The organism is Chitinophaga sp. W2I13 (assembly GCF_050434005.1).
Lineage (GTDB): Bacteria > Bacteroidota > Bacteroidia > Chitinophagales > Chitinophagaceae > Chitinophaga.
The window spans coordinates 1391682-1415690 of sequence record NZ_JBNPWD010000001.1 but is presented as its reverse complement, the minus strand read 5'-3'; the positions used below and the strand labels follow the sequence as shown (position 1 = coordinate 1415690).

General features: G+C 44.7%; 20 protein-coding genes and 1 tRNA gene. 14 read left to right on the top strand and 7 right to left on the bottom strand.

What is annotated here, in order from left to right; translation table 11 throughout:
- The first annotated feature begins 8 nt into the window (after nucleotides 1–8).
- On the top strand, nucleotides 9–395 hold the full coding sequence (locus QFZ48_RS05710; protein WP_429045065.1) for a hypothetical protein: 387 nt from the start codon (nucleotides 9–11) through the stop codon (nucleotides 393–395).
- Nucleotides 396–421: 26 nt separating this feature from the next.
- Nucleotides 422–1909: a glycoside hydrolase family 2 TIM barrel-domain containing protein gene (locus QFZ48_RS05705; protein WP_429061518.1), complete on the top strand. Its 1488-nt coding sequence runs from the start codon at nucleotides 422–424 to the stop codon at nucleotides 1907–1909.
- Here the strand turns inward: QFZ48_RS05705 and QFZ48_RS05700 are convergent.
- Nucleotides 1906–3522, bottom strand: a complete 1617-nt coding sequence (locus QFZ48_RS05700) for a glycoside hydrolase family 43 protein (protein WP_429061516.1) — start codon at nucleotides 3520–3522, stop codon at nucleotides 1906–1908. The genes QFZ48_RS05705 and QFZ48_RS05700 overlap by 4 nt on opposite strands.
- Nucleotides 3523–3534: 12 nt before the next feature.
- Nucleotides 3535–4878, bottom strand: a complete 1344-nt coding sequence (locus QFZ48_RS05695; protein WP_429061514.1) for a family 43 glycosylhydrolase — start codon at nucleotides 4876–4878, stop codon at nucleotides 3535–3537.
- A gap of 201 nt (nucleotides 4879–5079) precedes the next feature.
- Here QFZ48_RS05695 and QFZ48_RS05690 point away from each other — a divergent pair, with 201 nt between their 5' ends.
- The 6 genes from QFZ48_RS05690 (at nucleotide 5080) to QFZ48_RS05665 (ending at nucleotide 10863) form a co-directional block, all read left to right on the top strand.
- Nucleotides 5080–6063, top strand: coding sequence for a helix-turn-helix domain-containing protein (locus tag QFZ48_RS05690; protein ID WP_429061512.1), 984 nt, complete (start codon nucleotides 5080–5082; stop codon nucleotides 6061–6063).
- 72 nt (nucleotides 6064–6135) lie between these two features.
- Nucleotides 6136–7275 (top strand): alkene reductase, encoded by a 1140-nt coding sequence (locus QFZ48_RS05685; RefSeq protein ID WP_429061510.1) that lies wholly within the window; start codon nucleotides 6136–6138, stop codon nucleotides 7273–7275.
- A gap of 35 nt (nucleotides 7276–7310) precedes the next feature.
- Nucleotides 7311–7859, top strand: a complete 549-nt coding sequence (locus QFZ48_RS05680) for an alcohol dehydrogenase catalytic domain-containing protein (RefSeq protein WP_429061509.1) — start codon at nucleotides 7311–7313, stop codon at nucleotides 7857–7859.
- Nucleotides 7786–8235 (top strand): zinc-binding dehydrogenase, encoded by a 450-nt coding sequence (locus QFZ48_RS05675; RefSeq protein ID WP_429061507.1) that lies wholly within the window; start codon nucleotides 7786–7788, stop codon nucleotides 8233–8235. Before QFZ48_RS05680 ends, QFZ48_RS05675 begins: the two co-directional genes overlap by 74 nt.
- A 131-nt stretch (nucleotides 8236–8366) precedes the next feature.
- Nucleotides 8367–9062: a hypothetical protein gene (locus tag QFZ48_RS05670; RefSeq protein WP_429045076.1), complete on the top strand. Its 696-nt coding sequence runs from the start codon at nucleotides 8367–8369 to the stop codon at nucleotides 9060–9062.
- A gap of 127 nt (nucleotides 9063–9189) precedes the next feature.
- Entirely contained in the window at nucleotides 9190–10863 is a 1674-nt protein-coding gene (locus QFZ48_RS05665; RefSeq protein ID WP_429061504.1) for a glycoside hydrolase family 43 protein, read from the top strand.
- Here the strand turns inward: QFZ48_RS05665 and QFZ48_RS05660 are convergent.
- The 5 genes from QFZ48_RS05660 to nfi form a co-directional block, all read right to left on the bottom strand.
- Complete coding sequence (locus QFZ48_RS05660; protein WP_429045077.1) at nucleotides 10770–11444, bottom strand: hypothetical protein; 675 nt, start codon at nucleotides 11442–11444, stop codon at nucleotides 10770–10772. The two genes, QFZ48_RS05665 and QFZ48_RS05660, sit on opposite strands and share 94 nt — an antisense overlap.
- A 518-nt stretch (nucleotides 11445–11962) precedes the next feature.
- On the bottom strand, nucleotides 11963–13411 hold the full coding sequence (locus tag QFZ48_RS05655) for a rhomboid family intramembrane serine protease (protein ID WP_429061502.1): 1449 nt from the start codon (nucleotides 13409–13411) through the stop codon (nucleotides 11963–11965).
- A 29-nt stretch (nucleotides 13412–13440) separates the two neighbouring features.
- Nucleotides 13441–13689: an SMI1/KNR4 family protein gene (locus tag QFZ48_RS05650; protein WP_429061500.1), complete on the bottom strand. Its 249-nt coding sequence runs from the start codon at nucleotides 13687–13689 to the stop codon at nucleotides 13441–13443.
- A gap of 137 nt (nucleotides 13690–13826) precedes the next feature.
- Nucleotides 13827–13900: transfer RNA gene (locus QFZ48_RS05645), tRNA-Asp, on the bottom strand.
- A 90-nt stretch (nucleotides 13901–13990) separates the two neighbouring features.
- Nucleotides 13991–14653, bottom strand: a complete 663-nt coding sequence (nfi, locus tag QFZ48_RS05640) for a deoxyribonuclease V (protein WP_429045085.1) — start codon at nucleotides 14651–14653, stop codon at nucleotides 13991–13993.
- 298 nt (nucleotides 14654–14951) lie between these two features.
- Between nfi and QFZ48_RS05635 the strand changes: the two genes are divergently transcribed.
- From QFZ48_RS05635 to QFZ48_RS05610, 6 genes are all read left to right on the top strand, one after another.
- A complete protein-coding gene (locus QFZ48_RS05635) occupies nucleotides 14952–15551 on the top strand; it encodes an RNA polymerase sigma factor (protein ID WP_429045087.1) in 600 nt (199 codons plus the stop codon).
- A gap of 96 nt (nucleotides 15552–15647) precedes the next feature.
- The gene (locus tag QFZ48_RS05630; RefSeq protein WP_429061498.1) at nucleotides 15648–16553 is read left to right on the top strand and encodes a FecR family protein; all 906 of its coding nucleotides are present in this window, start codon (nucleotides 15648–15650) and stop codon (nucleotides 16551–16553) included.
- Between the two features lie 33 nt (nucleotides 16554–16586).
- Nucleotides 16587–19976: a SusC/RagA family TonB-linked outer membrane protein gene (locus QFZ48_RS05625; RefSeq protein ID WP_429061496.1), complete on the top strand. Its 3390-nt coding sequence runs from the start codon at nucleotides 16587–16589 to the stop codon at nucleotides 19974–19976.
- A 17-nt stretch (nucleotides 19977–19993) separates the two neighbouring features.
- A complete protein-coding gene (locus QFZ48_RS05620; protein WP_370909496.1) occupies nucleotides 19994–21595 on the top strand; it encodes a RagB/SusD family nutrient uptake outer membrane protein in 1602 nt (533 codons plus the stop codon).
- A gap of 108 nt (nucleotides 21596–21703) precedes the next feature.
- A complete protein-coding gene (locus tag QFZ48_RS05615; RefSeq protein ID WP_429045094.1) occupies nucleotides 21704–23140 on the top strand; it encodes a hypothetical protein in 1437 nt (478 codons plus the stop codon).
- A gap of 29 nt (nucleotides 23141–23169) precedes the next feature.
- Nucleotides 23170–23958, top strand: a complete 789-nt coding sequence (locus QFZ48_RS05610) for a patatin-like phospholipase family protein (protein ID WP_429045095.1) — start codon at nucleotides 23170–23172, stop codon at nucleotides 23956–23958.
- Nucleotides 23959–24009: the final 51 nt, after the last annotated feature.

Genomic DNA, 24009 nt, shown 5'->3' with positions numbered 1-24009 from the left:
TATAACACATGAAAACAATTGCAAGGATAGTAGTTACGTTAGTCGCAACAATTTTTTACCAGTCATCAGGTTATGCTGTGACTACCTCGAAAGCATTCAACGACAGTACTTCGATAGGAAGAAATGGTGCTGGTGGCAGTATTGAACGGAAACAACTATTTGACTACAGCTGGAAATTCTTTTTAGGCGATGTACCTGAAGCGAAAACAAAAGATTTCAATGATAACAATTGGCGAAAGCTCGACTTACCACACGATTGGAGTATTGAGGGGAAAATAAATCCCAAAAATCCGACCGGGGGTGCAGGCGGATACTTTCCGGCAGGGATTGGATGGTACCGGAAAGCGTTTCAGGTTCCCGGCGAATGGGATCCGGCTTTGGTATCCGCGCTATAAAATTTACGGCCGCAAACGGTTTTCAGTTGAATGGGAAAACAATAAAAATGAATGGTGGCTGCGTGCATCACGATAATGGATGCTTAGGCGCTGCTGCTTTTGATCGCGCCGAGGAACGCAAGGTGGAGTTGCTCAAAGCTGCCGGTTTCAATGCTGTAAGAACTTCTCATAATCCTCCCTCTGAAACTTTTTTAAATGCTTGTGATAAATTAGGTCTACTGGTGATGGACGAAGCATTTGATTGTTGGAGAAGAGGAAAAAATAAAAATGATTATGCCGTGTATTTTGATAAATGGTGGACGCGCGATTTGGAATCAATGGTGGAGCGCGATCGTAATCACCCATCGGTTATTATGTGGAGTATAGGTAATGAGATACCAGAGAGAGGTGAACCGGAAGCAATAAAAACAGCAAAAATGCTTGCGGATGATCTCAGGAAGATAGATATTTCCCGCCCCATCACATCTGCCATTGTAGAAAATAATAAGAATTGGGCGGCATTTGATTCACTCATGGATGTACATGATGTGGCTGGTTATAATTATCATTTGTATAGCGCTCCTGCTGATCATCAAAGAGTTCCTTCACGTATAATTGTTCAAACGGAATCCTATCCGAAAGATGCTTTTATCAATTGGAAACTGGTACAGGAGAACAATTATGTTTTGGGTGATTTCGTGTGGACCGCCATGGATTACCTGGGTGAATCGTCAATAGGCCGTTGGTATTACTCGGGAGACGTTCCTGGCCAACATTGGGAACATGATTTTTTCCCCTGGCATGGTGCTTACTGTGGCGACGTAGATCTGATCGGATGGCGAAAACCTATATCACATTACAGAAGCATGTTGTACAATAACGGTGAAAAACTCTATATGGCTGTCAGGGAACCGGCTCCGGAGCCAATTGAGATAAAGGAAACCTGGTGGTCGGTATGGCCTACCTGGGAAAGCTGGACTTGGCCCGGATTTAAAGGGAAGAATGTTCAGGTGGAAGTTTATTCAAAATATCCCAAAGTCCGGTTTTACCTCAACAACAAGCTTATCGGTGAACAGGCAACTACCATTGATCAGCAATTTAAAGCAACATTTCCGGTGCCTTATTCAGCCGGCTTACTGAAAGCAGTTGGTATGGAAAATGATAAGGAAATTGAATCTGCCACCCTGCAAACTGCCGGCATGGCGGCAAAAGTAAAACTAACTTCCGATCGAAAAGAAATATTGGCAAACGGGCAGGATTTAGTTTATGTCACAATAGAGATAACGGATAGGGATGGAACCTTTCAACCTGAAGCCGCAAACCGTTTGCATTTCCGGATTGATGGGCCTGGTGTTATTGCCGGAACAGATAATGCCGATGTTAAAGATACTGATCCGTATGTTGGTGATACACGTAAAGCATGGCGTGGGCGTGCATTAGTTGTAATCAGAAGCAGCCGGAACACAGGTGATATTAAACTTACAGTTACTTCAGATGGGTTATCTGAAGGTGCTTTAAGCATCAAAGCACATTAGTACTTTAACCGGGAATCGGAGTAACGGAATGAATCTATATCAACAAACCCGCTATCCGACTCAGTATTGAAGTTGAAAATACCGATCCTGTCTCCGCGGTAACTGCCCCAGGCTAACCGGGCCACGCCTCCGAAAGGTGAAAATGATTTTCCATCAACGCTGTAAAAATATCTGTTCTCTCCCTGGTAGGTCCAGGCAGATCGGAGCCAGATAGTACGCCCGGCAATGGTTGGTCCGGTAGAGTCCTGATCATTATGTGTGTAGGTCAGGTACCGCGAGTTGTTAACCTGCTTTATTCCAATGCAGCTCGTGCCCGAGGTTGAAAAATGCGTTAACCCTGCATATTCACCGTTACGCATTCCATCAATATCTAACTTAACGGTAACTGCGTTGGATTTTGTGCGTAAGCTGCGTTGGGTAATGGTATTGCCTGCCTGTAAGAGGATATTCTTATTATCAGAGGTTACAGGTCTGAAAGCATACAATCGTAAAAATCCTTTATGGTCGGTTAAGGACCACATATCTGATCTCGGCTGGTAATTCCATTCCCATTGTGAAAGAAGGGTAGCAGAATTAAAATTATCGTCGGTTTGTATGGTTAACAGCGGCGCCTTAAGATGAATTGGTTTGCGACCCGACCAAACCATGGAACCAATGGTATCATTCCCTACCTTTCCAATAATTGGCCAGCCATTTATCCAGGTAACAGGAAGCAGGCTGGCGGCACGGCCCTCCCAATCACCCGTACCATGATGCGTAAAAAAATACCATGCTCCGCTGGTTAATTGAATAAGCCCTCCCTGGTTAGGTTCTTTATCCAGCATTTTATTTACATGGTTTAATTGCTTTATCTCCCATGGTCCGTAAATGCTTTTCGAGCGTTCCATCATGATCACCCGGCCTTCTGACTTTACTTCACTGAAGAGATGGTAGTAAAGGCCATTTATTTTGTATAATTTATTTGCTTCACTTCCATGTGACTGATGGATGATACTGTCCGTTCCCATCATCAGTTTTTTTCCGTCCGGTGTCATTTTGAAAACATGGATATTGTATTTCTTATTGTTTTTGGGATCAGTTTCATAGTTGGTGGCAACAAAATACAATTGACCATCTTCATCGCAGAGGGAGCAGCAATCATCCCAGCCGGATACTTTCCACAATTGATGAGCCGGTTCCCATGGTCCTGCAGGATTTGCTGCCGTACTCATAAAGAAGCCATCATCCGGTGTACCGAAATATACCCAGAATTTATTTTTGTAATACCGTAAAGAACCCGCCCATATGCCTTTGCCATAACAATTCATCTTATCCCAGTTGAGATTGGGTGAGATGCGTGTAAGATCCGGTACAATATGACTGATAATTTCCCAATTAACAAGGTCCTTTGAATGTAGAACGACCATACCCGGAGAATACTGCATGGTGGATGATATAGCATAAAAATCGTTGCCTGCACGAATCGCGTCCAAATCGCTGAAGTCGCCTGGCAGCACAGGGTTAATATAAGTTCCATTTCCCTGGTCTCCCCATTTCCCGGTTTGCTGACCAAATGAATTTAAGCATGGCAGCTGGCACGTCCAAAGGGCTATCAATAGCTTGACATTATTCATAAATCCCATCTTTTAATAAATATTCCACTCCCAAACACCTTTTATTCCGTTAGTAATTTTAATTCTCAGAAAGCGCGTTCTGATATTGACAGCATCGGAATGAGGGGATTGTATTTTAACATCATTATGACCACCACACGACAACCAGTGTGTGCCATCCGTGGAACATTCCAAAACGTATGCGTGTCCGGCTGTTGGCCGGACAAAGTAAACCTCGCTGCGTTTGATGCTCATGACTTTACCTAAATCGGCCATGATCCAGCCTGCGGAGTCTTCGGGGGAAGCCATCCAGCGTGATCCGTTTGAGCCATCAAAAGCAAAGGTGGGCATGAAATATTCAACACGGTGAAGCAATGAATCTTTTGCCGGTTTAATTTTTAATTCGGCCCGGGTGCTCGATGCTGTGACCTGCACGATTTTTTTTGGAGCGCCGGTCTTCACCTGATGGAGTGCGCCAACACCTGTCATTGTCAGGTCGACCGGTTGAATGGACCCATCTTCATTGAAGCGTAATCTGTTGACGTACGTTTGCCGGTTGGTACTTCCTCTTCCATACTCGAGATACGCAAAATAGTAATCATCTGTACCTGGAACATTGAAAACGCATCCGTGCCCCGGACCAAAGATCTGGCGCTCGTAATTTGTGGTAGCGATGATGTCGTTGTTTTTGGGAGAATCGAACGGTCCCAGTGGAGATGCCTTTCCTGAAACGTAAGCGTATTGATACTTTTCATCTCCGCCAAGCGTGTAAAGAAAATAATAAATGCCTTTCCGTTTGAAAAAAATGGGTCCTTCGGAATAGCCACTGCGCGGTGTTTGTATGGTAACAGTATTGGTGTCAACAGTGATCATGTCCTCATTAAGCGGGGCCGCATGCCTCAATTGCCAGTACAAATAAGCTTTATGGTCGTCGTCTGTAAAAATCTCTGCATCGATACCAGTGGGACCTTTGGGTGTTTTTAGTTTAAGCAGTGTATTGGGTGAATAGGGCTTTATAAAAGTATCGGCCCCTGTAGCCAAACGGAATGGACCGTCGGGAGAGTCTGCAACTGCTGCATACATGTATCCGTTGACAGTGGGGTAAAGATAGTATTTCCCGTTTGCGCTGATTGCCTTACTTGGCGCCCAATACAACTGCCCGGCGGCAGACGGAAAGTAAGTCCCTGAAAAGCTCCAGTGAACAAAATCTGTAGATTTCCAAACCACGGGAGGTCCCGATGTGCGAAGGCCGTCGTCATAACCATCCGTAGTTGCATAGCAATAGAATGTGCCATTTATTTCCTGGATACTTGCATCAGCAATCATATCGGGGATAAGTGCATTGCCGAAGGGATTGGACTGGGATTTTCCGGGCAAGGAGCACCACATTATCAGCAAAATGATGATGCATGTCTTCGTAAATAGGAAGAGGGGACTTGTTATCATAAGTGGAACAGCATAACGCTTCTTTTTCTTGAACATACGTGATGTAGGGTGAATCAACAAAATAGTCGTTTTTTTCGGTTTCTTACAGGTTATTTACGTTAATTTAGAGTGAGTAATAACTTACCTGGTTATATGATTTTTGAATTTACAGCGTCACCAGATTTTGACTTTATAACATTTTTTTCAAAACAGATTAATGTGCCTGTGAGAGATAATGTATTGGAAATCCCAGCGCGACTGGGAGAAGGTTACATACGTAAAGTTGGGTTTGGGGATGATTTCAGGTTAACCATCCACCGGTATAAATTAAAAGAAGATTTTGTTATTAAACGTAATCCGGCCATCATATACAATAACATACGTACCATTTTCTTTTACAATAATGAAGAAGATTTTGAACTTAAATATAATAACGAGGAAAACATACCGTTCTCACAAAAGAATGATTCCGCCATACAGCTTTCTACAAACGACTTGCGCACAGAAATCCGTTTCCCAGCGGGCAGCAATATTCAGTATGTAGTAGTGGGTGTTGCTGCAGATAGATTGCGCAGCATTCTATCTATCGAAAACCCTAACAGTACAATAAAAACCATTACAGCAGAAAATGCTTCCTTTCTCTTTTTCGAAAGTTTGGATGCTGAAATGCAATTGCTGCTTAAAAATATTGTGTCTGTCGATATGAACAACTCCCTGAACAATTTCTATGTGCAGATTAAGGTACAGGAAGTACTGTACTTGCTTTTTAGTAAGCTGTCGCTCAGGGAGAACACCACATTTAAAAATATTAATAGTACCGACGCCGAGAAACTCCTGGTAATACGCAGCGAGATATTACGAGATCTTAGTACTCCGCCGGTTTTAAAGGAATTAGCTACGATCGCTTCAATGAGTGAAACCAAGCTTAAGCAGCTCTTTAAACAAACTTTTGGCGATACTATATACAATTACTATCAGCGTGCACGAATGGAAGAAGCAGCCTTTTTATTGAAACAGGCCAAACTCTCCGTTTCTGACGTGGGTTATGAGCTCGGGTTCTCCAATCTGAGCCACTTTAGCAGATTGTTTGAAAGGCAATATGGTATTACCCCCAAAAAGTTTTCCTACAGAGGATAGTCCCCATCTTTACTTCACAACTTTTTTAAGTTTAAATGTGCCCCTGTCGCATTGGACTATTCTTGCGCCTTTTTGGGTTATTTTACCCATAACATAACTTCTAATTTTGTTTGCAGAATTAAATCATCATACAAAATGAAAAAGTTATTTACGCCTTTTGAAAAGGGCCCGCTAAAACTCAAAAACCGTTTGGTAATGGCGCCCATGACCCGCAGCAGGGCCATTGGCAATCTTCCAAATGAACTGATGGCAACGTATTACTCACAACGTTCAGGCGCCGGATTGATTGTAACCGAGGGTACATCACCGAGCCCCCAGGGACTTGGTTATCCACGTATTCCCGGTATTTATTCTGATGAACAGGTGAAGGAATGGAAAAAAGTTACGGATGCTGTTCATCAAAACGGATCAAAGATTTTTTTGCAGATCATGCACACCGGACGTATTGCTCATGTTGCCAATATACCAGGCGGACAACTGCCCGTAGGTCCTTCGAATATCAGGGCTGCCGGCGAGATTTTTACCGACTCGCTTGGTTTACAGCAACACTCTGTTCCGGAAGCTCTTAGCCTGGAGGGGATTACGCGTGTGATAGCGGAATTTGTAAGCGCTTCAAAAAATGCGATCCTTGCAGGTTTTGATGGGGTGGAGCTCCACGGCGCAAATGGTTATTTGCTGGAGCAATTCTTAAATCCAAATGTAAATAACAGGACAGACCAATACGGAGGGAACCTTAAAAACCGAAGCCGCCTCATTGTAGAGATTACCGGGGGCATCGCAGCTGCTATCGGTCCGGATAAAATAGGGATTCGTTTTTCCCCGTTTTCCCAATTAAGCGATCAACAGCCTTACGATACAGAAGAGGTGCATCAAACATACGCCCATCTGAGCAGTGAATTGAATAAGATAGGAATCGCCTATATTCATCTTTCAACCAACCCGGAAATTCCTGAAAAAACATATGACGCCATCCGCACAGCATTTAATAACACCATCATATACTGTAACGGCTTGACACTAGAGACAGCAGAGCAAAAACTACAGGACAACTCGGCAGACCTTGTAGCCTTTGGGCGGGGATTTCTTGCTAATCCTGATTTTGTGAGGCGCATCGAAAAAAACGACCCCCTCAATGATGTTGACTTCAACACATTGTATACACCCGGCGAAACAGGTTACATTGATTATCCAATTTACAGGTCACTTCAGTAAAAAAACTATTTACAATTTTAAAAAATAAAAATAATATGAAAGCAATGCAATATAAAGCCTTTGGTGGTTCAGAGGTGATTGAACAGGTAGAGGTTGCGACACCATCTATCCAAAATGAAAATGATGTTTTAATCCAGGTGAAGGCAGCAAGCGTAAACCCGATAGATATGAAAATACGCATGGGATTTATGAAGCAGATCCGTCCGGTGGAAATGCCCTTTATACCAGGTGGGGAAGTTGCGGGGATAGTTGTTGCCACCGGCGAAAAGGTATCAAAATTTAAAGCAGGTGACGAAGTCATCGCTATCCCATTAAAAAACGGGTATGCGCAATTTGTGGTTGCAAACGAAAATTTCGTTGTGCCAAAGCCGCAAAGCCTGTCCTTCGAAGAGGCAGCATCGATAGGTGTTAGATATCGGGACTGCTCAATCTGTTCTTTTTACGGAAGGGAAGTTAGCAAAAGGCCAGAAAGTTTTAATCCAGGGTGGGGGCGGTGCAGTTGGCGGGGCTATGGTGCAAATGGCAAAGGCTGCCGGTGCATATGTGATTGCCACTGCATCCGGAGAAGGTGTGGCCTTAGCTAAGAGCCTCGGCGCCGACGAAGTGATTGATTATAAATTGCAGGATGTGACCAGCATTGTTACAGGCGTTGACCTGGTTGCGGATACGGCTGGCGGCGAAGCCCAGGCCGGGCTTTTCCGGGTATTAAAGCAGGGTGGTAAACTATTGAGTATCGTGGTGCCGCCTTCACAGGAGCTGGCAGAACAGTTCCATGTGGAAGCGCGTTTTATCGCTTCCGACTTATCGTTTCAAACATTGAAAAATGGCCTGGACCTGATAGCAGCCGGAAAATTCAAACCAATTGTTTCCAGAACATTTAAGCTTGAAGAAGCAGCAAAGGCCCAGGATTTCTTAACGGCTGGCGGCGTAAACGGTAAAGTTATCCTTGTTGTAGCATAGCAATATATTTGGGAACTGCTGCTCCACCGCGCAAAGCCACTCTTTAAGAGTGGCTTTGCGCGGTGGAAGGAAAAGTTTCGAACTTTTTTAATTCAGAGAAGGGTAACTTTATCATAACTAGCCCTACTTATATGCACAAAGGATTTCTTTTTTTTCTACTGTTCTGCCTTATTGCCTGTCATGCAAACAAACCTGATCACCGCACAAAAGTTGATACTGCAAAAAAAGAAGATAGTAGCCCTGAAATCACAATAGATAGCGACGCTAATCTTGTCTATACTGAAAATGAGCTAAAAGATATCTTAAAACGAAATCCGGTGTTCATGGAGAAATATCCAACCAGCCCGGCAGAAGCTTATGCAAACCTTTGGTGTCATCCAACACCGGAAGATGCCCGTTTTGGTGGTGAAGCAGGGCAGGATGAGTTCTATCTCCTTTATGGTTATTTTTGGAAAAAGAAGAATGTTAACCAGCATCTGAGAAGAGAAAGATTGCTTAGGTTGTATAGATATGTTAATGAGATTTACGGGGAATTACATCACGGAGGAACGTATTTTGGGCATCAATACAAGAGAATACCGGCTTATGTTGAATATGATCTCTATTGTCTGGATCCTGTCGACAGTTTACCGGTGTATAAAAATATCAGGTCATTATATATAGGTTTGTTTAAAGAAGAAATTAAGAGTAAGATATCAGGAGATAATGATATTGATCCTGCAGCGGAGGAAAAATTACTGGAGAAAGTTGATGAGTTAGCGTCTTTGATTACAGATTATATAGATCTGATGTTTGTTCGTAAATTTCAGTATTCGAATTATCATTAGGGGATAATGTTCGAACTCAAAGCACTATCGAACTATCGAAGTACTTTCGACCCATATTTAGTTGGCGTGCTTTAAATAAATACATTAACTAAAATCAGGTAAGCGTACCAGGAAAAAAAATCTGAATATGAGAAATGAGATTTACAGGTTATGGATGACGGCCTTCATTATCACCCTTGTAGTACCGTGTTTATACGCACAAAAAGCAACTAATCCCATTATTTATGCGGATGTACCGGACATATCAATAGTACGTGTAGGCAATAGCTATTACATGAGCAGCACAACGATGCATATGAGTCCCGGTGTACCGATTATGAAGTCGACCGACCTGGTGAACTGGAAGCTGGTGAATTATGCATATGATACTTTAGCAAATGTTGATGCATTAAATCTCACAAATGGCAAAAACGCATATGGGCATGGTTCGTGGGCAAGTTCTATTCGTTTTCATAATGGCACCTATTATGTAAGCACATTTGCGGAAACCACGGGCAAAACTTATATCTACTCTACAAAAGATATCGAAAAAGGCCCGTGGAAGGCAAGGTCATTTGCCCCCGACCTGGGTGATAACTCTTTGTTTTTTGATGATGATGGGAAGGTTTATATGATTAGTGGAAGCGGGAAATTAAGGTTAGTTGAATTAAATGAGGACCTTTCGGGCATAAAGCCAGACGGAACAGACCTGCTTATCATTGAGAATGCAAGCCCTCCTTCGGGCGGCCTCGGTCCAGAGGGTTCTCAGCTGTTTAAGATAAACGGCAAATATTATCTTTTCAATATTACATGGCCAAAGGGCAGCATACGTACTGTTATAATACACCGGGCAGATAAAATCACCGGCCCGTACGAAGGACGAATTGGGTTACAGGATCTGGGCGTGGCGCAAGGCGGATTGGTCGAAGCGCCAAATGGAACCTGGTATTCTTATTTGTTCCGTGATTATGGCGCTGTAGGCCGGATACCCTATTTGGTCCCTGTAAAGTGGGAGGATGGATGGCCCGTTTTGGGTACCAATGGCAAAGTGCCCGATACAATCGATCTGCCGGCCGGTAAAGGTTTGATCCCCGGCATTGTTGCTTCGGACGAATTTACCCGTAAAAAAGGCGAACGGGCATTACCACTGGTTTGGCAATGGAACCACAACCCGGATAATAGTTTATGGTCTGTTACAGATCGGAAAGGGTATTTACGACTCACCACCGGCAGGATTGACACCGATTTTGTGATGGCACGAAATTCATTGACACAACGCACTATTGGCCCGGTATGCTCCGGAACAGTTTCGCTTGACATTTCTAATATGAAAGATGGTGATTTTGCGGGTTTGGGCCTTTTGCAAAAAAATTACGGATTGGCTGGTGTCAGAATAGCCGGGAATAACAAAGCTGTCGTAATGATCAATGCCAGCACCGGCCAACCTGTAGAAGCACAAAAAATCCCCCTGGACCAAAAGGTAGTATACTTTAAGGCGGAATGCAATTTTACAAACAGAAAAGATGTAGCAGATTTTTTTTATAGTCTCGATGGGAAAACGTGGATACCATTGGGCACACAATTAAAAATGGCCTATACCTTCCCGCATTTCATGGGCTATCGTTTTGCTTTGTTTAATTATGCTACAAAAAACATAGGGGGAGCGGCTGACTTTGACTTTTTTCATATAACAGAATCCATTTCCCGGAAAAATAACGAATTGTTATGTTATTCGCAATACAGTAAGTCGCCGCTACTCATTTTACCAATTACCTGGTCTGCATATTCCTTCTTAATAATATATATAAATGCTTTCAGATAAGTTTCGTTCTTCCCCTCTTTTATGGTCTGCTGGTCCTTATCAGTACCAACTTTCAAAGCATTGCTATCATTCTCACTTACCACACAATATTTAATGATCCTGTCTTTTAATTGCCAGGAATAAATATCAAATGGTTTAATAAACTCGCTCTTGGTCTTAACTGCCTTCCCATATTTGTCATTCAATAGCTGCACAAAGCGTTGGGTTTCTTTCAAAGAAATCTTCCCCGCAACCGCGTTGAAAACCATCAATTTTCCGGTTACCGTTGTGGCAAAATTGATCGCATTAAACTCAAAATCACCGAATCTTGCAATAACATCTTTCTGGGAAAACATTTGTTGTTTATAGTCAATTCTTATGGGCTGCTCACTTCCTATAAATTCACCGTCTAAAACGGTGTCTGCGCCAATTATTTCAGATTTTATTTGATAATAATTAGTATAAGTTTTGTGCTTGTTTTTGGCCGATACAAATGTCGATAAATTGCTGCCCAGGTTAAAATCTTCCAGTTCTATAGCTGGTTCCTTTTTACAACCTATCAGCAAAACTGCTAAAAGTAACAATCGATATTGTTTTATCATTTGAATAGGATTATGTCTGTTATTTGTGTTATTCGTTCCGGTAAGAGACTTTAAATTCATTAGTTGTTGATACCTGTATGTTCATCATGGAACAGAAGAGATCGTCGGCAATTTAGCTATTATTTACCTATTCTATAATAATCAAAGCTTCAGCCTTCTTTTTCCTACCAAAAGAGAAAACAATTTGCTTGATATAGCAGTTTTATTGCTAAATCATCATGCTAATCTTGACGCAACAAATAGTTTTAGTAACCAACCGCTATGGCCAGCTGTTTTTTACGTTCGGGGTGACAAAAGAAAGCATGCTATTGTAGAACTTTTTTTGAACCATCATGCGGATCCAAACCATAAGAACAACGCTGGTGCAAGCCCTTTATCTTTTGCGGAAAAAGTAGGTAATATGGAACTCGTAAATCTGTTGAATAAAAAGGTTGCATAGCTAAATATGGTTACCTTGGATGAGGAAGTGCGTATCCTACTCCACGGTGCAGCTCCTTAGTCTATTTATACCCTTAGTCTTATTTCAGATCGTCAAGAACTTCCCCTATTTGCATATTAATCTGTTGCATTTCTGATGAATAACTATTTATACCTTGCTCCGGGTCCTGGGCGATTAGTTCACAAGCTTTTATTCTTAGTCTGCAATATTTGATGAGCGTTTGGTTGCGCAGGTGTAACCGGTTAGAGAGGTTCATTTTATCCAATTCGGTGATCAATTCAATACCATGGCTCCAGGCTGATTTTCCTTGTTGCAGTGCCCGAAATAATTCTTCGCCCGTACCGTTTTCCTGCCCTCTTAGCACTTTTAATGCATTGGTATCGATTTGGTAAAATTCCTGGATCTGCTTCTGGTAGGTAACCTTGTCGCTCTTGGCAAGGTTAACGTAGATTACCGCTGAGACAAGAATGACACCAGTTACCGACAATATCTGTGTAAGCCATTTTAACAAGACATTCCCGGGTTTTTGCAAAGCGGGGTAAAAGGCGTATCCGATCATCACGCCTGCAAGCAGTCCCCCCAGGTGTGCTGCGTTATCTATTCCACTTTTAAAACTGCCGAATACTAAATTGTAAACCACAAAAAGGCCGATGTTTGTGAGCAAACCTTTGCGCATGGAACGCTCGATGTGATTTGTGCTTAACAGTGCAAGGAATACCCCATATAATCCGAAGATAGCGCCTGAGGCGCCGGCACTCACGGTATTGTCATGCCACCAAAGGCTGATCACACTTGCAAAAATGCCAGCCAGAAGGTATGCTGTGATGAATTTTACCCTTCCCAGAAACGGTTCTAAAAATAATCCTACAAAAGCAAGGGCATACATATTTAGCAGCAGGTGGATTATGCCGAAGTGAATAAAGCAGCTCGTAATTAATCTCCACCATTGACCCCCGAGCGTATAAATAGTTGCGTTCGCTCCCCATGTGGTCATGCTTGCAGCATCAGGCTCGAATACAGCTACACCCGAACATACCATGATGAGGTAGATTAAAATATTGAGCACAATTAGAATTGGGGTAAAAAAGTAGCCTGTTGCCGGTTTAAAAAAAGACAGCAACCCACCTAAAAAATGAAATTTCGGCCTGATATCGGGCTTTAGAGTATCTTCGTAAGCAGGAATAAAATCTTTTTTGTAGCTTTTATATTTTTCACACACTTCATCTTCGTTGATCTCTGATTTTAGCTTTTCAAATGAGAAAACAAATGCACGTACCACGGCCTCGCTGCGTCCGTTGTCAGTTAGCAGACTTGATATGGTGACACATTGCACCGTAGCACCAGATGTGTCTAGTTTAACAGTGATTTCTCCGTTCCAGGAATGCTCGCCATTATTGGTATAAGCGATGACACCGGCATCTGAGATAAATCTGATACGCCAGCCAAGATATTTAACCGTTTCAGATGCAATCACCAAAAACTGCTTGTCAGTCAACTCATTCTTAGATAAGTGTTGCTCAATTTTCATATTCCGTGATAGTTTTTCTGTCGGTCAGCTTATACTATTGACGAATTTTGCTTATTGAAAGCGTATGCTGTTCCTCCTACATCAGAGCCAAAAATGAAATAATCAGGTGCATAGCGGTCCACCTCATAGTACGTATTTAATTTAACAAGTTCCTCAATACCCCACAATTTCAGATTTTGATTATTTCCGATTGCTCTTTCCGTCCCATTATATTTCTTAATAAAATCAAGATAGTCAGCGGGAGGAGTGAATTCATTAGGGTTAACCGCGGGTACCAATTTCGGAAATAAAACAGGTACCCTTTTAGGTACCCTTTCTCTTTGGTAATGTTTGTTATTACTTAATATGCTTTTCTTGCTAAAACCCGATTCTAGCGGGTTTTAATAAAAAAAGCCACTCTTAAAGAGTGGCTTTGCGGACCGGACGGGACTCGAACCCGCGACCTCCGCCGTGACAGGGCGGCATTCTAACCAACTGAACTACCGATCCTTCCTACAGGCAAGCCTTTCAGCCATTCTGTATTCCCCGTTTGGGGTTGCAAATATATAAATAATAAAATCATTTCTCCAAATATTTCTATCACCCTTCTTTTTTGTATTCAAGCAGCGCCAGTCGTCCATAATGATCGGATATCCGGGTGGTTTCCGGTAAGCGGTATTGTGTACATAGTTTCAGTACGATGTCAGTGGCGGTAGCCAGCGATATTTTATGTCCTGTGGAAACAAATACCGGGTTAATGCCGGTTTGTGTCCGCAGTGCATTACCGATATGCTCACCGGCTTCTGTTAAGGGCGCAACACTGCCTCTTTCTTCTCCGAGGTGATGATATTCACCACATAGCCGTGTTTTACCACAGCCGATCACGGGTTTGTTAACCGCTACCCCAAAGTGACAGGCCATTCCAAAACGGCGCTGATGGGCCAGTCCCTGGCCGTCACAAACGATGAGGTCCGGAAGCAGGGGGAGTTTTTCCCAGGCTTTCAGCAGGGGAGGCATTTCCCGGAAGGAAAATAATCCGGGGATATAGGGAAAGGTGACTTCCATACAATGAGTAGCCACGGCCAGTACCTGCAGCGTGGTGTAATCCAGCAATACAATGCTGCCGGCAATCAGGTTGGAATCTTTGTCGTATTCCACATCGGTGCCGGCAATAATTTTAATGGTATCCGGCAATTCATCGGTGGTGATTACCTGCCGGCGCAATTCTTCCTGTATGGCGATAGCTGCATCTTCGGTGAGCATAGGCGACTTTTTAAAACAGGCAGAAAGATACTTTTTTTGAGGTAAGATGTACGCTTTATAAATATTCTTTCCCGTTTGAAAAAGTAAATTTATATTTGATTGAGGCCAATCAGTCCACATTAAAATATCAATCAAAGAACAGTAACAACTTTATAATGAACAGTACAGGAGCAACACCACTTCTTCCTGTGAGGATCTGCTAAATCGATTTTCAAAAGAAAAGAAGCCTGGATTCATAACGTTAATATCCACGTAATATTAGACAATTACTTTTGTAGGGACTGTTATATTTCAACTTATGTCTGCGCTTAAGAAAATATCTTTCCATCATGCATCCGGGGTTTCCGGCCAGGCCGACTTTGAAGCGGCTGTAGCTTCCTACTGGGATAAGTTACTCGGTATTGCCGTGGCCAAAACCAATCCGCACGACGCATTTGATATTGTACAGGATGTGCTGCTTTCGCTATGGGTGAAATGGGAGGAAGTGCCCAAAGATGAAACGCTGGAGTTTTACCTGCTCCATGCACTGAAACTGCGCATCTTTAAATACTATCGCACCAATGGCCGTTACCAGGCACACCTGAAAAAGCTGGAAATACTATTAAACGACACCCTGGAGTCACCGGGTGCAATAGCCTCCGACGAACTGCACGGACTAAAAGAAACCATTATCTCTGAAGCGCTGGAAATCCTTTCTCCCAGTCAGCGCCAACTATTTATCCTTCGCGTAAACCACCACTATTCTTATCAGAAAATTGCCCAGCAATTGGGTATAGATGCCGGCTCCGCGCGCGTTTTATACAGCCGTGCCCTTAAACAGGTAAAGGCACATATTAAAGCAAATCCGGCTTTGTCTGCCAGCCTTATCTCCTCTTTTTTACTGTTTACAATTCCTTAACCTTAGATCGAGTTAACATTTTTTGTGTTGCGGGTATTCATTAACAGATGGCAATACAAAAATATCCAAGGGCAGAAGCCCTGTTGAAAAAGTTTCATGCTGGAAAATGTACGCAGGAAGAACTGGTATTACTGGAACAACTGGTATGACGGTTTAAACAACGAAGCAGATTTGTCTGCCCTGGAATCAAACCTTTACCGGCAGCAATTCCTGGCTAATTTTCACAGCATGTTGCCGGCTGCCCCGGTGGCCTGGTGGAAAAAACGTGCTGCCCAATGGGCTGCCGCCGCCAGCATCTTGTTATTGGCCGGTGCAGGATTTATGTGGCTCCGTTATTCACAGCAGCCACCTGCCCGCCTCGCAGATAACAAATCATTCCAGGTTACCAATGAAACCGGCGATATTAAACTGGTCGTACTGCCGGATAGCTCCCGCATCTGGCTGAATACCGCCGCTTCTCTCAAATGGAAAGAGGACTACAATAAACAAAGCCGCAATGTACAACTCACCGGAGAAGGCTTTTTCGAAGTACAGGGCAACAGGAACAAGCCGTTCGTCATCCACACCAGGGATCTCGCGATCCAGGTACTGGGCACGCAGTTCAACGTAGAAGCCTATGCCGGCGAAGGATTAACCCGTGTATCACTGGTACAGGGTAAAGTAAAAGTACATACGGGAAAAGACAGTACCATACTGAAACCTGGCTATGCCGCCGCTTATAATAATGAAGATAAAGCACTGAATATTTCCGCTACAGAAGCCGGCAAAGTGGCCGCCTGGAAAGAAGGCGCATTCAGCGCTACCGATCTGCCTTTCAAAGATGCCGTAATGCGATTGTGCACACGCAACGGTTATCAGGTGAAATGGGAGAACACACAAGGCATCGAAAAAAATGTTTCTGTGCTCTTCCAAAAAGACAGCTTCGTAAAAATGCTGGGGAATCTATGCTACATCAGCCGTAAACAATTCCGTATTTCCGACAAACAGGTGACCATCTATTAAATAACACGTGAACGCTCCTGAAAATTTCAACACATGAAAATGACATTTACTTCCGCTGATCAGCATACCCGCAGCAGCGGGCCTGCTGTATCCCGCATCAAACGTTTCCTGCTAATGGGATGTGCCCTGTTGCCAGCTACCTTCGGATACGCCAGGCAAACCGGGTTGAGCGAAAAAGTGAAACTGGATATTTCCCGTGCCTCCCTTTCCCAGGTGCTGAGCGCACTGGGGCACCAGAGCAGCTTTACATTTAATTATGTAAAACAGGACTTCGACAAAATTATTGTCAGGGATTACAAACCGGATAATATTACGTTGAACGAAGCCCTCAACATGCTCCGTAGTAAATCAGGTATAGAGTACAGCGTAAGCGACAAAGCAATCCTGCTCAGGAAAGCGGAAAAAGATCCGGAAGTACAAACCAGCCAGGCAGTCGCCCGCAAAATTACCGGCCGCGTAACTACCGAAGATAAAGAACCTATTCCCGGCGTATCTGTTTGGGTAAAGGGCACTAAAACAAGAACCGTTACAGATGCCGATGGCAAATTTGAAATCACCCTGGAAAACGATAAAGCAATTCTCAGCTTCAGTTATGTAGGCTATGAAACCGTGGAAATGCCTGCCGGTAGCTCAGATACGGTAAACCTGACACTGAAAACCAGCAACAACGCACTGAATGAAGTGGTGGTACTTGGTTATGGCACCGCAAAAAAAGGTGACCTCTCCGCTGCCGTAGCAGTAGTGCCAGACATGAAACAGATCAAAGAACGCCCGGTACTGGATGTTGCCAATATGATACAGGGTAAAGTGCCTGGTATCACCGTGGTAAGTAATGGTGGACATACCAGTAATGCCAACAAGGTAACCATTCGTGGTGTGGGTTCGGCCAACAGTGAAAATGTGCTGTATGTGGTGGATGGAGTGCCCGGCGCCCCTTACAACCCTGCAGATGTGGAATCGATCACGGTGCTGAAAGATGCGGCTTCCGCAGCTATTTACGGCGCTTTCTCCGGTTCGGCCGGGGTTATCCTCATCACTACCCGCCAGGCAACACAAGGGTTGCCCAGTGTGCAGTATACCGGCTTCGTAGGCGCCAAGCAACCATGGCGTACGTTGCAGTCGCTCACCGCGGAAGAACAAGGCAGGGTATCCAACCTCGCACAAACCAATGCCGGATTGCCCCCGCTCGAAGGATGGAATCCTGCTAAAAACCCGGATGGCCTGGTAAACCGCACCGACTGGATGGATGAAATTTTCCGCACTGGCCTCGTACAACGACACAATATCAGTGTAAACGCCGGAACAGATAAATTTTCTACCCTTTTCCAGGCACGTTATGAGAAGGAAGAAGGTACGCTGATCAATACCTATAATAAAAATATTTCCCTGAGATTTAATGCAAATTATCAGTTTACTAAGAACGTTAAACTGCGCCAGGATATTTTTTGGAATAACAACGATAACAGGGATGCAGAAACAGCCAGTGGCTACAGCGGCGCTATTCTCTCTGCGCTGTATATGCCCCGTTCTGCCACGCCGTATTACGCCGATGGTACCTTTGGCGGCGTAGGTCCGAGAGGTTCCCAGTATAACGGGATCTATGGAGATGTGATCAACCCGGTAGCTACCCTCTTGAGAAACAAACCCTATAACAAAAGAAACGATCTGCAGTCGGTAACAGAATTAACAGTATCTGATATTATCCCTGGCCTCACTTACCTTTCCCGTTTTTCTTACCGTCAGCAAAATGCACTGTGGAAGAATTTTGAGCCCAGAAGAACAGAACCCGGAAAACCAAATGACCAGAATACGTTAACTTATTCTACAGACAAAGGTTATAACTGGATCTGGGAAAATACCCTTAACTATAATAAGATCATCAACCGGCATAACATCGGTGTGATGGCCTCTATGACCGGCCAGGAAGAATCTAACCGCAATTTCTCCGCTGCTGCAAAAGGATTTGAAAATGAGGCAGACTGGGCGCAGTTTTTTACCAATGCCACCATCTTTGATCAGAATCTGCCGGCTGATGATGAATGGAAAGACCGGACAGTTTCCTACGTAGGAAGATTATCCTATAGCTGGGCAGACCGGTACTTTGTAACCGCCAGTTACCGTAATGATGTTGCCGGCAGGTTAGCAGAAGGCTACCGCTCCAAAGGATTTCCGGGTGTAACCGCCGCATGGAAAATCAGCTCAGAGTCTTTCATGGATAATGTAAAATGGATGGATCTGCTCAAGATCAGGGGAAGCTGGGGCCGAATAGGTAACCTGGGCTCTATCGCACACTATTATGGTTATGCTAAACTCACACCGGATTATACCTTTCAGATCGGCGATGGTGCGCCACGAAGCAATTCCCTGGCAATGACAGCAGCCTTCAATCCTTCACTTTCCTGGGAAACTTCACAGCAAACAGACATCGGTATTGATATCAGCCTGCTGAAACAACGCCTGTCCATTACCGCCGATTACTTTGATAAACTCACCTACGACCTGATTCAACAACAGGCCGCTGCCTGGCCCAATACCTTTGGACTGGAAGCGCCCCTGATTAACAAAGGGGAAATCGGCAATAAAGGTGTGGAAGTTGCCGTATCCTGGAATGATCACGTAGGACAGCTGGGATATAGCCTGAGCGCCAATATTGCCACATTAAAAAACAATGTGGAATATATCGATACTGATCCCTCCTCTGTAATGGTACACAATGATGCTTTCAGAGGAGTGCTCACGCCTTTCCGTTCTAAAGTAGGGCAGCCGTTTTATTCTTACTGGTTGATAAAAACGGCCGGTATCTTCCAATCAGACGACGAAGCAAAAGCTTATCAGAAAGATGGTAAAATGATCCAGCCCAGTGCCAAGGCCGGTGACTTGAAATTTGTAGATCAGAATGGTGATGGCGCCATTAATGATGGCGACCGTGTATACATGGGCAACGCATTCCCAAAACTCACTTATGGATTCACGGCCAGCTTCACCTGGAAAAATTTTGACCTGAGCCTGTTTATGCAGGGCGTAGGCGGCGTAAAGCTGTTCAACGCTTTCAAGATGACCACCTTAAGCGGCTCCGAACAGGGATACAACCGTTGGGATAAAATCCTGGATGCCTGGTCTCCTGAAAATAAAGGATCCAACATTCCCCGTATCTCCGCGAATGATCCCAATAAAAATTTTCAGACCAACTCCGACTGGTATCTCGAAAATGGTAACTACCTGAGATTAAAGAACCTGCTGATCGGCTATACCTTTAAGAAAATGAGCTGGAACCAGGGTCTTCGCATATACTTCAGCGGTGATAACCTGCTCACCATTACCAAATACACCGGCATGGACCCTGAAGTGGGCGGTATCGGCCTGGATGGTGGCCAGTTCCCGGTATCACGTGTGTTTTCCCTGGGTGCAAATATTAAATTCTGATCAAACCAAACGCTTTTATGAAAACAACATTCAAACATATATTTCTCGCGGGATCGCTGATGTTGAGTGCTAGTGCCTGTAACAAATGGGTGGATACAAAACCCAACGGCGCACCTACCACTGCTTACTTCTGGCAAAGTGACAATGATCTCCGGAAGGCTACCAACGACATGTACGTGGCCATGCGCAATGAATCTACCTGGGGCCGTGACCTTTTCTGGGTGCAGGACGCCAGCGACGACCTGATTGTAGGACGGGCAAAGGCAGACGGTGAAAATATCAAGAACTTTATTCCAAGTGGCCGTGAAGGTTACCTGAAAAGCGGGTGGGCCGATCTGTATAAAATGATCAACCGTGCCAACCAGGTGATCCAGAATGTACCCACTTCAAAAAATACTACAGAAGCGGCACGCAACCAGGCATTGGGCGAAGCGTATTTCATGCGCGGATTTGCACATTTCTGGGTGGCTTATCTCTGGGGGCATAAAGACCAGGGCGTTCCTTTCGACGGACCGGAAAATCCCGAATTCGGAAAACGTATTCCGCCTCAGCTGCCTTCTGTAACGGACAACTATGCACAAATCGTCAGCGATATGGAAAAGGCAGCCTCCCTGCTGCCCCTCTTTGAAACGTACAGCACCTCCGACCAGGGACGCGCACACAGAGCCGCTGCATGGGGCTATATGGTAAAAGCATACGCTTACTGGGCACAGTACGATGCCTCCAAATGGTCGCTGATCCCCGCACTCGCCGATAAGATCAGGGATGAAGGTCACCGCGCCCTCATCAAAGGAAAAGAAAACAGCCAGCAGAATTACCGCGCTGTTTTCAGTATCGCCAATAACTGGAGCTCTGAATATATGTGGTCTGTTACTTCCGGTGTGCAGGGTGGCTCTGAATTTCCGGGCGTAGTACTGGAAAATACCGGCTGGGCTATTTTCAATGGCTGGGGCTATTTCCAGCCTACAGAAGAACTGTATGATGAATATGAAGCGAATGACCCAAGAAGGGAAGTAACCATCCTGAAATTTGGTGATAAGTTCACTTTCTTTGGCCTGGTGCGTTCTTACTATTCTACCAACAGCTTGTCGGGTTTCCAGATGAATAAGTATATGGAGCCTTACTCTTATGGTAAAGATGGTGTTATTACCACCAATACCAACATCAATCAGAGCCCGGATTATCCAACTACCGCACTCAATTTACCACTGATGCGCTATGCGGAAATACTGCTCTTTAAAGCAGAAGCGCTGATCAAACTGGGCAGGGCAGGCGAAGCCGCTGCACCGCTGAATGAAGTGCGCAGCCGCGTAGGACTGGCAGGTATTGCAAATCCTACGATGGAGGATCTCAAGCATGAACGCCGCGTGGAACTGGCCTGCGAATGGACAGACCGCCTGCAGGATCTCAAGAGATGGGGCGATTATGCAAAGATCAATGCGCCTTTACATGGCCGTATCCACAGCGATAAGGTGAATCCATTATCGTCTTATGAAATAAAACAGGTATGGCCGGCACGTAATTTTGACCCGGCCAAACATATGGCATGGCCCATGAATCCTGATGTAATTGCGCAGAGCAACGGCGTGTATAAACAGGTGCCGGGCTGGAGGAACTAACCGCGAATAGCGAACAATGATACAGGCGGATGGTAAGAGTAAAGATATTTATATATCTTCACCCTTACCATTCGCCTCTTTTGTTTCACTCCTTATGCTCATTGTATTATGCCACGGAAGTATTTGTTTACCACCATCCTCTTCTTTACTGCTCTTATGATCAGCTGTGCAGAACATGGTCCTGCACAAACGAGCCTCGCCACCACTGATTCCATACCGGTTACCAGCCGGCCGCTATTCAGGGATTTTATGGGTGTCAACGGCCATCTTACTTTCAAACCGGATTTATATAAGCAGGTATGCCGGCTGGTGCGCAGTTATCATAATATCAGCTGGGATGTGAATGCCCCCGGCGATCCCATCACCATTCCTAACACCATCAATAATATTAACTGGAAACGCGATGCTTATGGTCCGTGGAAAGAAGCGGGGTTTGAAACAGATATCTGCATGCAATTCCTGGGGGTAGGATTGGGAAGTCCTAACTACAAACAGTTATGGGCCGGTAAGGAACAGTGGGCATATGATTATGGCAAAGCAATGGCGGCTTATTACGGGCCATCAGGAGCGGAAAAATTATGTACTTCCCTGGAAATTGATAACGAGCCAGGTACCAGGTTTGATCCCGCGCTTTTCAAAACGCTGTTTACAAAAATGGCCGAAGGGGTGCGTGCCGGCGATCCGGCTATGAAAATTGTTACACCGGCAGTAGCCGTAAAGGCAGATCCATATTCACAGGGATTGAATGATTTGTATATAGATAAAAAAATACTTCCCCTTTATGATGTGATCAATGTACATACTTATCCTACAATAGCACAATCTGCCGGCAATGAAAACAGCTGGAACAGAAGTTATCCTGAAGATAATTCCCTGCAATATCTCAAAGTAATAGAGGATGCCATTACATGGCGCAATCAGCATGCAAAAGACAAAGAAGTATGGGTAACGGAATTCGGGTATGATGCATGTACGCCGGAGGCCATGAAGCACCGGAAAGACTGGGCGCTGAAACTGAACTGGCAGGGAGCCAGCGATCTGCAGCAGGCGCAGTACCTGGTGCGATCTTTTCTGATGTTCGCTACGCTTGACATACGGCGTGCTTACCTGTATTACTATAATGATGAAGATGAAGCTTCTTTTCACGCCGCTTCCGGGCTTACGCGGAATTTTGTTCCGAAGATGTCGTTCTGGGCGGTGAAGCAACTGTACCAGACATTGGGAGACTACCGTTTCCGGCGTGTAGTAAAAAAAGAAACAGATTCCCTGTATGTGTTTGAATTTATAAAGGGAGATGATCCGAAGATGCTGGTATGGGTGGCCTGGTCGCCTACCGGCGCCAAAACCCATCAGCAGAAAGGCTATCAGCCACATGTGGTAAATGCGGTACTGGATAATCTGCCGTCGTTGCCGGTGAGCGCTACCGCTATGACCACCGCAGATGAACCTGCAAAACAGGTAAAGTGGGAGAAAACCGGGGATACTGCTGTGCGTTTAGAAGTGGGGGAGAGCCCCGTTTATATAATGTTTCAGACTACCCCGTAAAATGCGGAAGGTTTTTTTATATTAGCCGGATGAATGATCAGCAAACCCGCCCATCTGTGAAACGCCCGTTTGTTTTATCCGGTGGTGGCGCCAGGGGATATGCCCACCTGGGCGTTTTAAAAGCATTTTCCGAACAGGATATTTACCCGGAAGCAATTTCGGCTACCAGCGCGGGTTCTATAGCAGCCGCTTTTATTTGTGATGGATACAACACCGATGAGGTGAGGGAAATATTCCGGGTGCATAAGCTTGGGCTGTCGATGCACTGGCGGAACTGGCGTGCCGGTTTTCTGTCTCTCAAAAAAGTAGCAGAAGTACTAAAGCAAACACTCCGGCATCAGACATTTGAAGAACTGAATACGCCTTTGTATATCACCGCCACTGATTTTTTAACGGGCAATCAACGTATTTTCAGTGAAGGTCCCTTGATCCCGGTTATCCTGGCGGCATCCTCTGTGCCGCTGCTGTTCCCGCCGGTGGAGATAAATGGTGTACAGTATGTAGATGGCGGCCTTTCCGGCAACCTGCCCATAGAACCACTCCTGGCCGAATACCACGATATCATTGGGGTGCATGTAAATCCGCTTACGCCTTACAACCCGGCAGAAGGTTTCCTGGCCAATGTGGAAAGAACCCTTCACCTGGCCATTCGTGAGCCGGTACTGAAAAACAAGTTGCTGTGCAGCTATTTTATTGAACCAACAGACCTGGGTAAATTCGGTATGTTTGACTTCAAGCACCTGGAGGCTATTTATACAGCCGGGCTTGAATATACCCGCCGTCAATTACAAGAGCAGCCGGTGATGCTGCATGAGTAAACGCATATTATTGATGTGATCCTGGTGATCTGTTAATTTGTAGTACATTTA